The organism is Algoriphagus persicinus (assembly GCF_035156415.1).
In the GTDB taxonomy this organism is placed as follows: Bacteria; Bacteroidota; Bacteroidia; order Cytophagales; family Cyclobacteriaceae; genus Algoriphagus; species Algoriphagus persicinus.
This window is the reverse complement of sequence record NZ_JAYEEY010000008.1, coordinates 94939-108218: the sequence shown is the minus strand read 5'-3', so window position 1 is coordinate 108218 and position 13280 is coordinate 94939. Positions and strand designations below refer to the sequence as shown.

At 41.9% G+C, this 13280-nt stretch carries 10 protein-coding genes; 6 read left to right on the top strand and 4 right to left on the bottom strand.

The features are described 5' to 3' along the window. Positions 1 to 26: 26 nt before the first annotated feature. The 5 genes from U3A58_RS08150 to trxA all read left to right on the top strand — a co-directional run bounded on the left by U3A58_RS08150 (position 27) and on the right by trxA (position 5319). On the top strand, positions 27 to 812 hold the full coding sequence (locus tag U3A58_RS08150; RefSeq protein ID WP_323822920.1) for an isoprenyl transferase: 786 nt from the start codon (positions 27 to 29) through the stop codon (positions 810 to 812). Positions 813 to 819: 7 nt separating this feature from the next. Beyond that, positions 820 to 3516 (top strand): BamA/OMP85 family outer membrane protein, encoded by a 2697-nt coding sequence (locus tag U3A58_RS08145; RefSeq protein ID WP_323822919.1) that lies wholly within the window; start codon positions 820 to 822, stop codon positions 3514 to 3516. Between the two features lie 92 nt (positions 3517 to 3608). After that, positions 3609 to 4139 (top strand): OmpH/Skp family outer membrane protein, encoded by a 531-nt coding sequence (locus U3A58_RS08140; protein ID WP_323822918.1) that lies wholly within the window; start codon positions 3609 to 3611, stop codon positions 4137 to 4139. 13 nt (positions 4140 to 4152) lie between these two features. After that, entirely contained in the window at positions 4153 to 4707 is a 555-nt protein-coding gene (locus U3A58_RS08135) for an OmpH/Skp family outer membrane protein (RefSeq protein WP_323822917.1), read from the top strand. Positions 4708 to 5013: 306 nt separating this feature from the next. After that, positions 5014 to 5319: a thioredoxin gene (gene trxA, locus U3A58_RS08130; RefSeq protein WP_323822916.1), complete on the top strand. Its 306-nt coding sequence runs from the start codon at positions 5014 to 5016 to the stop codon at positions 5317 to 5319. 739 nt (positions 5320 to 6058) lie between these two features. Here the strand turns inward: trxA and U3A58_RS08125 are convergent. The 4 genes from U3A58_RS08125 to U3A58_RS08110 all read right to left on the bottom strand — a co-directional run bounded on the left by U3A58_RS08125 (position 6059) and on the right by U3A58_RS08110 (position 11029). Further along, positions 6059 to 6769 (bottom strand): Eco47II family restriction endonuclease, encoded by a 711-nt coding sequence (locus U3A58_RS08125; RefSeq protein WP_323822915.1) that lies wholly within the window; start codon positions 6767 to 6769, stop codon positions 6059 to 6061. A gap of 68 nt (positions 6770 to 6837) precedes the next feature. Continuing rightward, positions 6838 to 8115, bottom strand: a complete 1278-nt coding sequence (gene dcm, locus U3A58_RS08120) for a DNA (cytosine-5-)-methyltransferase (protein ID WP_323822914.1) — start codon at positions 8113 to 8115, stop codon at positions 6838 to 6840. A gap of 357 nt (positions 8116 to 8472) precedes the next feature. Further along, positions 8473 to 8787 (bottom strand): DNA mismatch endonuclease Vsr, encoded by a 315-nt coding sequence (gene vsr, locus U3A58_RS08115; protein WP_323822982.1) that lies wholly within the window; start codon positions 8785 to 8787, stop codon positions 8473 to 8475. Between the two features lie 1363 nt (positions 8788 to 10150). Continuing rightward, positions 10151 to 11029 (bottom strand): 3-keto-disaccharide hydrolase, encoded by an 879-nt coding sequence (locus tag U3A58_RS08110; protein ID WP_323822913.1) that lies wholly within the window; start codon positions 11027 to 11029, stop codon positions 10151 to 10153. 267 nt (positions 11030 to 11296) lie between these two features. Here U3A58_RS08110 and U3A58_RS08105 point away from each other — a divergent pair, with 267 nt between their 5' ends. After that, positions 11297 to 12139 carry an AraC family transcriptional regulator gene (locus tag U3A58_RS08105; protein ID WP_323822912.1) on the top strand — a complete coding sequence of 281 codons (843 nt, stop codon included), beginning with the start codon at positions 11297 to 11299 and terminating at the stop codon, positions 12137 to 12139. The last annotated feature ends 1141 nt before the right edge of the window (positions 12140 to 13280 follow it).

Genomic DNA, 13280 nt, shown 5'->3' with positions numbered 1-13280 from the left:
CCCTAGGGCTAATATTCGGAAAAGAAATGGCATTTTTGTACCTCCAAAAAAGTAAGGAACCGGAGACGGCTGGAATGAAGGAAGTATCTGACAATAACAACATCCCAAAGCATATTGCAATTATCATGGACGGCAACGGACGCTGGGCCACGAAAAAAGGCGCTATGCGGATATTTGGGCATAAAAACGCCACAAAGGCAGTTAAGGAAGCGATAGAAGGTGCAGACAGTCTCGGGGTTAAGTACCTGACTTTATTTTCCTTCTCAACAGAGAATTGGTCAAGACCAAAAGCTGAAGTGGATGGACTAATGGAACTTCTGGTGAAGACCATGTCCGATGAGATCCCTATGCTGATGAATGGCAATTTCAAATTAGAAAGTATCGGAGATGTAGAAAGCCTGCCACCCTCAGCATATAAAACATTGATGAGAGTGAAGGAAATAACTTCTAAAAATACCGGACTAAAAGTGATATTGGCATTAAGCTACAGCGGTCACTGGGAGCTCACACATGCAGCTAAACACATTGCTCAAAAAGTCTCAGAAGGAAAATTGAACGTGGAGGACATTACAGAGAAAGTAATGGCCGAGCATTTGGAAACAGGCAGCTACCCTGATCCTGAATTGATGGTCAGAACTAGCGGTGAATACCGAATAAGCAATTTTCTACTTTGGCAATTGGCCTATACAGAGCTGTATTTCACACCTGTATTATGGCCGGATTTTAGAAGAGAGCACCTCTTTGCTGCAGTTTCCGACTACCAATCACGGGAAAGGAGATTTGGCAAAACGGGTGAGCAAGTTAAATCTTAAGTAATTAATGAAAAAAAGTTTACTGATTCTGTTTTGTCTGGTTTGGGCAAGTTCAGCAATGGCGCAAATACGTTTGGGCCAAAGTCGCTATGCCACAAGCAAGCCAATCGATATTTTGGAGCTGAATTACGCTAAGCCCCAGACCTTTAGAATCGCAGAAATAAAAGCTGTGGGTCTTACCACCTTGGATGAAATCGCCATTCTTTCCTTATCTGGATTGAAAGTGGATGATAAAATCGAGGTGCCTGGAGATGCTATTTCCAATGCTTTGAAAAAGCTATGGGGACAAGGGATCATCGGAGATGTAAAAATCTTGGTGACCAAAATAGAAGGTGAAGATATTTCTTTACTCCTCGATTTGACTGAGAGACCTAGATTCTCACGAGTGGAATTCACCGGAATGAATAAAACTCAGGAGAGTGAGCTTCGGGACAAAGTAAACATCCGGGGACGTGTAGTAAGAGACGATGTGCTGAATAATGCCAAAAGAAATATTGAGAAATATTACTTGGACAAAGGATTCATGAATGCTGATGTAAAAATTAGGCAGGAAAGAGACACTACTCTACCCAATTCAGTAAAATTGATATTCGACGTAAAGCAAAACGTAAAAGTCAGAATCAATGCCATCGAATTCTACGGCAACGAAGAGGTCGATGACTCCAGGCTGAAAAAGAAGCTTAAGAAGACAAAGGAACACGCTAGGGTAAGCATATTCAAAGATGTGTATTCCCGATTGACAGATGCCACTGCCACAGACGTAAAGAATACCATTTTCCACACGGACTCCGTGTCCAATGAAGAGGTAAAAGGCTACGTCAATAAGAACTTTAAACTGAACTTCTTCAATGGCTCCAAGTACATCCCAAAAGAATACCGAAACGACAAGGACAATGTGATTAACTTCTACCAAAGTAGGGGATATCGCGATGCTAAAATCATTGCCGATTCCGTTTACAACTTTGGTCAGGATAAAATCAACATTGATATTGCCCTGGAAGAAGGCCGAAAGTACTACTACCGAAACATCACTTTTAATGGGAACTTTATTCATCCAGATCCAGTCCTTCTTGCCAAGCTAGGTATTCAAAAAGGAGACGTGTATGATAAAGAAAAACTTGATAAGAGACTTAACTATGACCCTACTAAAGGTGATGACGTAAGTTCCTTATATCAAAATGACGGTTACTTATTCTTCACCATTGACCCGGTGGAAGTGAATGTCGCAGGTGATTCCATTGATTTGGAAATGAGGATTTTTGAAGGTCCGCAGGTAACTGTCAATAGTGTCAACATCAGCGGAAATGAAAGGACTTCAGATCACGTAGTCATGCGAGAAATACGTATCCTTCCTGGTCAGAAATTCAATAGAGAACTGCTTGTCCGAACTATCCGTGAACTTTCCACATTAGGCTATTTTGATCCAGAGAAAATTGAGCCTGATCTAAGACCAAATTTCGAAGCAGCGACTGTGGACATCACGTTCAAACTAGAGGAAAGACCAAATGACCAGATCGAACTATCCGGTGGCTGGGGTGGATTCTACGGCTTCGTAGGGACGGTTGGACTTTCATTCAATAACTTCTCTATCCGAAACATCAAAGACTTCTCCAAGTGGGATCCGCTGCCTGTAGGTGATGGACAGAAGCTTTCGCTGAGAGTACAGGCTAACGGACGTTCTTTCCAGAACTACTCCGTGTCCTTGACAGAACCATGGTTTGGCGGCAAAAAACCAAATGCGTTAAGTTTCTCCTTCAACCACTCCGTGCAGCGTCAGGTTGATTTTTACAACCAAGCTAGCTTTGGAGATGAATTAGGCTTTTTCAAAATTACTGGTGTGACATTAGGGCTGGCTAAGCGAGTGACCTGGCCAGATGACAACTTTAGTATCCGTAATTCCTTGCAGTTTCAAGTTTATGAGTTTGATCAGTTCGGTACCTCTTTTGGCTTGAGCTACCCTTCAGGAACTTCACAAAGCATCACTTGGAACACCACAGTAGCCAGATATAACCTTGATAATCCCACCTATCCGAGATTTGGATCCAATATCATTCTATCCACGGCTTTCACTCCACCATATTCCTCTCTGAATAAAAATATTGATGATGAGTCCACAGATCAGCAGAAATACAAATGGCTGGAATACCACAAGTGGATGTTTGACGCATCGATTTATACACCACTATTTGGCTCAACCAAATTGGTGGCAAGTGCTAGAGCACACATGGGCTTCTTGGGATCTTATAGCAACAAGATTGGTGTCATTCCTTTGGAAAGATTCGTGATGGGTGGTGATGGAATGTCCATGAACAACTTCGCTTTGGGCCAGGAAATCATAGGCCTACGTGGATACGAAAACCAATCTATTACTCCAGGTAGAGAAAGTAGAGGAACAGCTAATCCAGAGGCATACGGAGGGATCGTGTATAATAAATATGTGATGGAAGTGAGATACCTTATTTCTCCAAATCCCTCAGCAACCATCTTCGTACTGGGTTTTGCAGAAGCAGGAAACAACTGGGGATCGTACAAAGATTTCAATCCGTATGATCTAAAAAAATCAGCAGGTGTAGGTGCTAGAATCTTTATGCCGGCATTTGGTCTATTGGGAATTGATTGGGGGTATGGATTTGATACTGTCCCTGGCTCGATCAAGAGAAGTGCTTCACAATTCCACTTCACTATTGGGCAGCAAATACGATAAGTATGGATTTAGGGCAGGGAATAGTTAATTTATGCAAAAAGGGACATTCTGAGAACGTTTTAAAATCTCGTCCATGTTAACTTCCCCTACTCATGAATAAATCACTGAAAATTGTATTTTTGTTGCTCCTTGGGCTTCAAGCGGCTCCTTTGGCAGCTCAGAAGATTGGATACATTGATTCGGAATATATTCTAAACAAGCATCCAGACTACAAAATTATCCAGCAAGAGCTAGAGAACATCAGCTCCGAATGGAAGAAAGAGGCACAAAATTTGGATAAAGAGATAAAAGATCTTTCTGTTCAGCTAAAAGCAGAGGAAGTACTCCTCACAGAAGAAATGTACCAGCAACGGCTGGAAGAAATTAAATTGAAACAAAAAGAATCCCAAGAATTCAATAGTAGGATATTTGGAATAGATGGGCAGTACTTCCAGAAACAAGCGGAATTGATGCAGCCACTTCAATCCAAAATCTACGACGCTATTGAGCGAGTGACGAGAAGGAATAATCTGGGAATGTTATTTGATAAGGCAGCCGCACCCTCGGCGATTATCTATACAGATCCCAGACATGACTATTCGGAATTTGTCTTGGAGGAATTGGGAATAGAAGAAAACAAATAAATAGAAACAAGAAATGATGAAAGTAAAAGTTATCCTTTCCGCAGTAGCCTTGCTTTGCGTAGGATTCGCAGCTCAGGCTCAAGATGTAAAGATTGGTTATACCAATGTAGAATTTATCATGGATTTGATGCCAGAAATGGAGCAAATTGGAGCTGACATTAAAGATTATGAAACGCAGCTTCAAACTACTATGCAAATTAAAGGCGAAGATTTTCAACGTCAGGTGCAAACTTATCAGCAAGCAGCTCAGACTATGACTGAAGAAGCTAGAGCAGCTAAAGAGAAGGAATTAACTGACCTACAGGCAACTTTGCAGAAAATGGAATCTGACTCTCAAATCAGTTACCAGAGAAAATTAGGAGAGCTTCTTTCACCTGTTCAGACTAAAGTGATCAATGCAATCAATGCAGTGGCAGCCGAGAACAACTATACGCATGTCTTCGCAGAGTCAGCTGGACAAGCACCTATCCTTCTTTATACTAAGGAGGAAGATAAGTTCACAGAGCTAGTATTGAATAAGTTGGGTCTAGAGATGCCAGCAGCTCCGGCCGCTCCAGCCTCAAATTAATTAACCAGAAATAATTATGAAGCCGCTAATTCGATATCGAGTTAGCGGCTTTTTTTGCGGAATATGCTTTATAACCACGGAGAGCACGGAGGTTTAAACAGAGGTGCACAGAGAAATTGGATGTTAAGGGTTGAAGGTTAAAGATTAAAGATTAAAGGTTAATAAACACAGAGATACACGGAGGATGTGGGAGATGCACGGAGAAAAGAGAGGCGAAGAATTAAAGTTTAAAAGTTAACGGTTTCGTAGTTGTCACAGTGGATTTTAACGATTAACAAATTAACATTTAACGGAAAGAGAAGAGTCATGCCAAAGCGCAATCCAAAAGATGTAATCAGTAAAAGCCAAGATGCTGTTTTGGTGGATTTCTATGCCGACTGGTGCGGACCATGCCAGACCATGGATCCTATCATAGATGAAGTACTGACGGAATTGGGAGGGAAAATAAAGCTGTTGAAAATCAATATTGATAAAAGCCCACAATTAGCTCAGCAATTTACCGTACGCTCGATTCCCAATTATATCCTTTTTAAAAAAGGCAAAATCCTCTGGAGAAAAGGTGGCTTGATTACCAAGCGGGATTTACTTCAGGCGTTGAAAGGGTTTGTTTAAAGATTGATGCTTTGGGGATTTTTTAGCAGCTTAACTAAATCTGGTCTGAAAGGACAGTATAACCCAGCGATGAATGAGAGCTCTGAAACGGATAAATATTACATTTCTATAGAAATAAAAGGGTTGATCCAGTTAAAAAATAGCTGTTGACATCAAATAGATAACCACAAGTCTGGCTGGGTGCGATGTGTAAGACAATCTAAGCCATGTGTGACACGAACAGCGGCGATGACTGCACTAAAAACAACTGTCCACCCTGAAGGGGTGAAACTATGAATAGCCATGGGTGCAACCCATGGTAAAAAAGATAAAAGGCCGTTTCCCTCCTGCCTACAGCTAATGTGGATAAAAGGGAGCTAATGCAGGAGGATGGAAAGGAGTTCTAATTAGCGTCAAGTATGCACAGTTTCCGTATTGAGCTGCATGAATAAAGTGAAGGCTAATTTCTCTATCTACAAGCGATTCTGCTAACTGAATAGCTATTCCAGTTTAGGTAGGAAACAATAAAATCGCCGGAAATAAAGTAAATAAAATCTACTGTTTAACGTCATTTGTCACAACGAATTCAAATCCGCAGTTTATATCCGGGCATTGATGGAGTTGGGCTTGGCTAGAAGTATGGCTTAGATCTTCAATGATATCTGTCCTGAGTCCGCAGTAAGGGCAGGTGGTGGGCTGGCCAGAGGCGAGGAATTGGTGGTTATGTAAGACTCCTCTATTATCATCCAAAAAGGCATCTTCAATCACCATAAGCCATTTCGAAAAACTTGGAAAGCTCCGACTTATCCTCAGCAGTAAATTTGAAATCATCAATATTCTCCAGCACTTCAGGAAGCACTTCAAATAAATCCCTAAGGGCATCTGGGTCTCCGGTCACAAGCTCATAGAAACTGGCTCCATCAGTCTGGCGGATCAGCTCATTTTTAGGGCATTTCATTCCCTTATCCTTGTCGGAAGGCTCAAATGTAACATCATAGCGGATGGAATTTTTAGGAATTACCGCGACAAAGTATGCCGTGAAATCCTTATACCTACTGGCTTTGGGAGTGACCAGACGCTCCAGCATGTAGTACTGATCTGCCAGCTTCCCTCCCGTGACAGTGTTGTATTTGTTTTTGACTTCAGCAATGATTTTCCGCTCCGAACAGACCAGATCTACCCCATGACCTACCGTCAAGTCCTCCCATCCTTCTACTCCTCCCAGAATGGTCTGATGGAAAGAACCTACATGATTCTGCATGGACTTCTGAGCCTGGCGCGTTTGCTCACTCACGAGCCAGGTATTATAATCTATACCAAAGCCAGCTACCTGAAAAATAGCAGAAAAAGGATCTATGACATTTTTTGTAAAATCTTCCTGGGATTTGACCAAGGCATCCTTGGCTACTCCGACTAATTTGGTCACAGCTTTTTCCAGTTCCTCGTCAGCAATCCACTCTAAGTAGGGCATATTGTTTTTTTGCCAAACTACCTAAAAGATACAGTTATTCAAATTCAATAAGGTGTTTGAGGCGTATTTCAGCTGAACTCCATCGCCACCTGATCCAGATCGAAGGATTTTTCTTCCATTCCATAGGCCTTATATGCCTCATTCAGGAATCTCACCAGTGAATAGCCCACCTCTTTACCCAGATTACACGGCACGGCATTTCCGATCTGCTTGTACTGGTTGGAAACTGAGCCTGCAAACTGCCAGTCGTCCGGAAAGGTTTGGATACGGGCATACTCCCTAATAGTAAAAGGTCGGGTTTCGTCAGGATGGCAGCGCTCGGTCTGCTTCTGTGCAGGACTACAGGTAAGTGTAAGGCTAGGTTCTTCCCAGCTTATCCTTCTGGCCATGCCTGTTTTTCCTCCACCTAAATAGAAACTCTTTTGCATGTACTTCTTCTGCAGATCAAGTGGCAAGTCCCTCCAGTAGCCTCCCGGAGGCACTTTGTCCAGGATGTCCCGCTTGCTTTGTGGGTACAGACTGCCTTCTGAGTCCGGCACATCTGTAGGAAATAGTTCGCCTGCTTTCAGGGCATCTTTGAGCGTATAAATCTTTTTGTATGGCTTAGGATAATGGAAATCAACGTCGATATCCTTTCTGATACCCACTAGGATCAGCCGTTCACGCTTCTGCGGTACATTATAAAAAATAGCTTTAAGGATTCTTTCATCCAGTGGCTTATAGCCGATCTCGTCCAAGATGGATTTCATCCCAGCAAGGGTACGGCCTTCGTCATGGTTCAGTAAGCCACGAACATTCTCTCCCACACAGATCAGTGGCTTCACCTCATCCACTACCCGTGCAAATTCATAAAAGAGGGTTCCTCGGGCATCTTCCAGACCGAGTTTCTTTCCGGCATAGCTGAACGCCTGGCAGGGGAATCCACCAGTGACCACATCTATTTTGCCCCGGTATTCGGTAAAGGATACTTTGCGGATATCATTTTCAATGACTTTCCAATTAGGTCGGTTGTTTCTAAGTGTCTCTGCTGCCCAGTGGTCGATTTCATTTAGTGCCACACACTTAAGCCCTGCCTTTTCCATGCCTATGGCTAATCCACCCGCCCCGGCAAACAGTTCCAGAACCGGGTATTTGTGGTCAGGTTTAACTTGGTTACCAACATCTTTGGGGGTAAACAAAAATTCCAGTTCATCAAAAATCTTCAGCTGTTCTTTTCTATACACCCTATAATTGCTCATAGGTTCACGGAAAGCAGTGAGTTTGCCATTGTTGTCCCAGCGTCTGAGGGTTTCCTTGCTTTTGCCAAGCAAGTCCGCTACTTCCGATAAAGTATAGTAATCTTTCATATTAATTTCTTTCTAAAAAGCCATCTCAATAAATATCGTGAACTGCCCCGCTCTTAATTGCCGGTAGTCAGGTGATTGAAAATCAATCCATGAAGTAATGTTTAAAGTCTTGATCAATTATAACCAAGTTGTTAAACCTTACACATGGTTACAAATGTAAAGATATATATTTACGGAAAAAGTGCAGTTGTCAACATTTTCTGTCAATAGGTGTCAATACTTTTTTGGCGCTTTGTTCTGGTCTTGCTCGCTTGTTGTTCACTAGAAAAATTGGGTTAAAAACCCTTTAGGATCAAATTTGCTTTGAAGAACGGGCTGAAGCCACGCTCCTATTGATGGTAATGGATCACGAATGGATTATTGGTTGTATTCGTCGAAATGAGACAACACTTTTCGTAGGATAGTACCGAGTTCTTCTTTCGCCTCAAAATCCCAAAACCTCAATACGGCCCATCCTTTTGATTGATAATAGGAATTGATCTCCCGATCCCGCTCCTTATTCCGTTCGATCTTGGCTATCCAGAATTCACGGTTGGATTTGATGGTTTCCTTTCTGTGTTCCCAGTAGTACCCATGCCAGAAGGTACCGTCTACAAAGATGACGAGTTTGTATTTCTTCAGGCTGATATCGGGTTTGCCGGGGAGTGTTTTCTTTGGGTATTTGTATCTGATTCCTGCATGCCACAGAGCTTTCTTAAGGAGTTTTTTCGGGTTTGGTGTCCTTGCCCTTAATCTTGGACATATTGAAGGAGCGGGCTTTGGTAGTGTAGAAGCCGTTTTCTTCGCAGAATTGGGGGACTGCTGTTTTGAGGCGAATGTAGGGTTTGGGTTTCAATTCCTTATTGATCGATAGGCTATAGCTTCTACTTTTATCATTTCAGTTAAAATGATTATGACGAGTTTTGGACTATTTAAGACACTAAATTATGTTCAGCTCTTTTAGGGTTGGTGATCGACATGGGTCACCGTCCGCCATGGGTTGCACCCATGGTTATTGATAGTTTGATCCCTGCAGGATTATTTTTTACAGGGCGGCAAGACTGGAAGAAGTAAATTGATATTACCTGTTTGAGTGTCTGTAAAATGCCTATTTGGCAACGGATATAATTAATGCATTGGAGAACCAATCTTCAAAAAATCTTTGATGAAAACACCAAATGCTTCTACCAATTGCTATTCTTTCTTGATAGTCAGTCGACTAGCGCTCATTGATTAGCAAGTTATTTTGGCGGAGACGGGATTTACTCCCCCTCCTGCACATTCAATAATCATGAATAAGCTTCATCAAATGAGCGAGGGATTATGTGAAGATTATTTGGTTTGGCTCCCTAAAATAATTGAGGTAGGAGATGCCGCTATTAGGTGAGGACAAGTCTCGGGATTTTTGCAATTGGTGAGTGCGATTTTGAGTTGTAGGGTAACTGCATTATTATCGCACTTTTTTTACAGATTTGAACCCACAGGACTAACTCCATCTGAATTTTGTATCTTTTTATCTCTTACTTTTTGAAGGCAAAAAGTAACAAAACCCTTTGTCGCAGCAAAGCTTCTGCCCGCAAAGCCACCGCTGGCCCGCTGCTGCGACCTCCCACCGCACCCTAATAACAAACCAATCTGCTAAAAGCATAACAGTATTCATTAGCAGATTTAGTCAAGGCAAATTTAACCATTCAAGCTCTGCATAAGTTAGATCCGCCTTGCCGTTTTGGCGTGAAGAAATCGAGCATGACTCAAGCGTCAACACAGAGGGATGATTATCAAAAATGCGAGATTCCATCTGACCTTTGAAAAACAATTATAAACAGATGCAATCAATTGGGAAGGGCAGTAAAGGCTCAGGCTTGGATGACCGAGCATTTACATCCTTTCTTTGGTCACTACGCTATAATTTTCTGCAAAACTCCCAACAATATCACTTATAAGGATAGTTTATAATAATGTTGATCATTCCCGGTCGGTAAAATCCCATTCGGTAATGAGATCCCTATACCAGCTGATCCGCAGGCCATCCCTAAGTTGATGTAACATTGCTGATTTATTCATCAAATAACCCTTCATAGTCCTTGGGCATCTCAGTTAGGGGTTTGATTTGTATGTCTTTGTAAAAGACTTCTGCCGCTTCACTCTGTAATTGGATTTTTCCTTCGATCAGAGGAACCTGTTTGCCATCCTCGTTTTTATAACGGGAGTTTTCCAATACCATGGCCACCTTGCCATTGACGATATGAAGACTCTTTCCTTCAAAAGTAATGAGTTCGAGTGTAGTCCATCCTCCATTGGGAGTTTCAAAGTTGGATGACCTAAGGCAAAAGACATCTCCACCACTTTGGTATGGCCGGAAAGGTTGAGTTATATCTGCTACAGGGCTCATTTTATCTCCTTCTGCTGGAAAAGAACGGATATTAATGCCCGAAGTGGCCTGGCACCAGAAGTCACCCATATGGCCTTCCATCACCTGAAATTCCTGGGAAAGCATCCAAGACCTCCAGTATTCTACACCGGCTTCACCAATGGAATGGTACAGAATCCCTGAGTCTTTAAGCAAATCTTTTCGGGGTTCATATTTTTCTGTTCCCCACTTTACTTGGAGTTTTAAGTGATAGTTCTTATAAGACTTTTTGGTAAAAATGCTGCCATAAATTTCTCCACTCACCCGTAGGACTGATCCTTCTGGCTCATCCAGAATTGTAAATACGCCAGTTTCATCTTTGTTGTAGCCAATAGGGGAAATATCTACCCCATTGACATCTTTTGGTACTTTTCCATTGTATCCAGGCTTATGCCTATAGCTGAGGTAATTTTCCCAATTTGTCATCTCGGAATCTAAAAGTACCTCCCACTCGTCATTTACCTCCTTTGATGGTTGGGTTAGAACAGTTAAAAAGGCTATTAATGTAATTACAAAGAATTTCATACAGTCGTGTTTTATATTTCAATACTACAAAATTAGACTCCTAGCTACCGAATTGAATTGTACAAATCCATTATTAATAAGTACATTTCTAGAGAATTATTATCTGATTATCCGCGATTATACCAGTTGCCTTAGTTTCTTCACTTTGTCCGGCCGGAAGACCGAAGACGGGTGATCGAAGTGGCCGCAACTCTAGAGTTTACCATTCCCAGCTGGTGCTTTTAAATCCCTGCTGGCAAAAAAGCAGATATACATAATTATTATTAAATGAAACGATATTTATTACATACTCCGTTTAACATTTACCATTTTGAAGCCAGTGAATGGCAGCATCCACTCCACAATCACACATACTTTGAAATTATTTTTATACTTAAGGGGAGTGGAATCCATAACATCAACGGTAACTTCTTTGATTATGGACATGGGGAAGTTTTTCTCTTAGGACCGGAGGATTTTCATTCCTTTGACATTCGGGAATCAACTGAGTTTTGCTTTATTCGATTTAATGACCCCTTTAGTAGAATACTTTCGGAAAGTGATGAATCCAAGTGGAAACCCATCATAGAAACTTTACTTCATATCCCTTTGCAAAGCCGCGGTTCATTAGTAAAGGAAAAGCAAGATAAAACCAAGCTGCTAAACCTGCTTTCTGTCCTTGAATGCGAATATGAAAATAATCAATCCCCATATTATGAAATAGTTCGTGACAGCCTGATGCGCAGTATTTTGATTATCCTTGCTAGAACACTTAGACAGTCCGACGAAGCAGGTCAGGTTACGTCCTATTCTGATTCGGTTGAGTCTATCCTATTGTATGTAAAGAAAAACATTTATTTCCCTTCACGACTAAGCATCGAAGCGCTTGCGGAGAAGTTTAACATGGCTCCAAATTACATCAGCATTTTTTTCAAGAAACAAGTCGGCGAATCGATCAAACAGTACATTACAAATTATAAGTTCGGATTGATTGAAGCCAGACTTACCTATAGCAAGCTTACCCTATCAGAAATTGCCCATGAATTCAGTTTTACGGATGAAAGCCATTTTTGCCGGCAGTTCAAAAAATATTGTGGAGTCACTCCTACTGAGTTTAGAAAGAGAAATTAAGGAAGGAGGAGTAATTTTTCCTTCTTGAGGTAGAGGTTAACTGATTTATAATCCTGAGAACACCTTGAAATATTGTAAGATTTTTTCTTCTGTCCTTTTGGCCTGGCTCCCTCCACAGGCGGGCCGGCAAAAGGGCCAAAAAGCCAAGTCGCAGCAAAGCTTCCGCACACACTAACCGCCTAGCTCGCTGCTGCGACAGCCCATCGCCCCCAATCACAAAATAATGCTTACTTGCACTATCTTTTCTTGTTAGTCAGGCAACTAGCGCTCATTGATTAGCAAGTTATTTTGGCGGAGACGGGATTTAATCACCCTTTAGTACATTCCATTATCATGGAATAAGCTTTATCAAAGGGTCGAGGGATTATGTGAAGATTATTTGGTTTGGCTCCCTAAAATAATTGAGGAAGGAGATGCTGCTATTAGGTGAGGGCAAGTCTGGGGATTTCTGCAATTGGTGGGTGCGGTTTTAAGTGGTAGGGTAACTGCATTGTTATCGAACTTTTTTTACAGATTTGAACCCACAGGACTAACTCCATCTGAATTTTGTGTCTTTTTATCTCTTACTTTTTGAAGGCAAAAAGCAACAAAAACCTTTGTCGCAGCAAAGCTTCTGCCCGCAAAGCCACCGCTGGCCCGCTGCTGCGACCTCCCGCCGCGCCCTAATAACAAACCAATCTGCTAAAAGAAACAATGTTCATTAGCAGATTTAGTCAAGGCAAATTTAACCATTCAAGCTCTGCATAAGTTAGATTCGCCTTGCCGTTTTGACGTGAAGAAATCGAGCACGACTCAAGCGTCAACACAGAGGGATAATTATCAAAAATGCGAGATTCTCCCGATCCGCCGCGGCGGACGGGACAGGCTATCCCGTTTCCTTCGTCACGGGACAGGTTATGACCTTTGAAAAACAATTATAAACAGATGAAATCAATTGGGAAGGGCAGTAAAGGCTCAGGCTTGGATGACCGAGATTTTGCATCCTTTCTTTCAATCAATACCCCTAATTTTTCCGCAAAAAAGTCACAGAGCTTTGCATATAGGAAACCTCCTTTAAGTCCCCTATTAACCAGTCAAGAAAGGATTGAGCGGCTTTCTTTGATACTTTTGAAGAGCAAAAGTATCCAAAACTCTTTGCCCG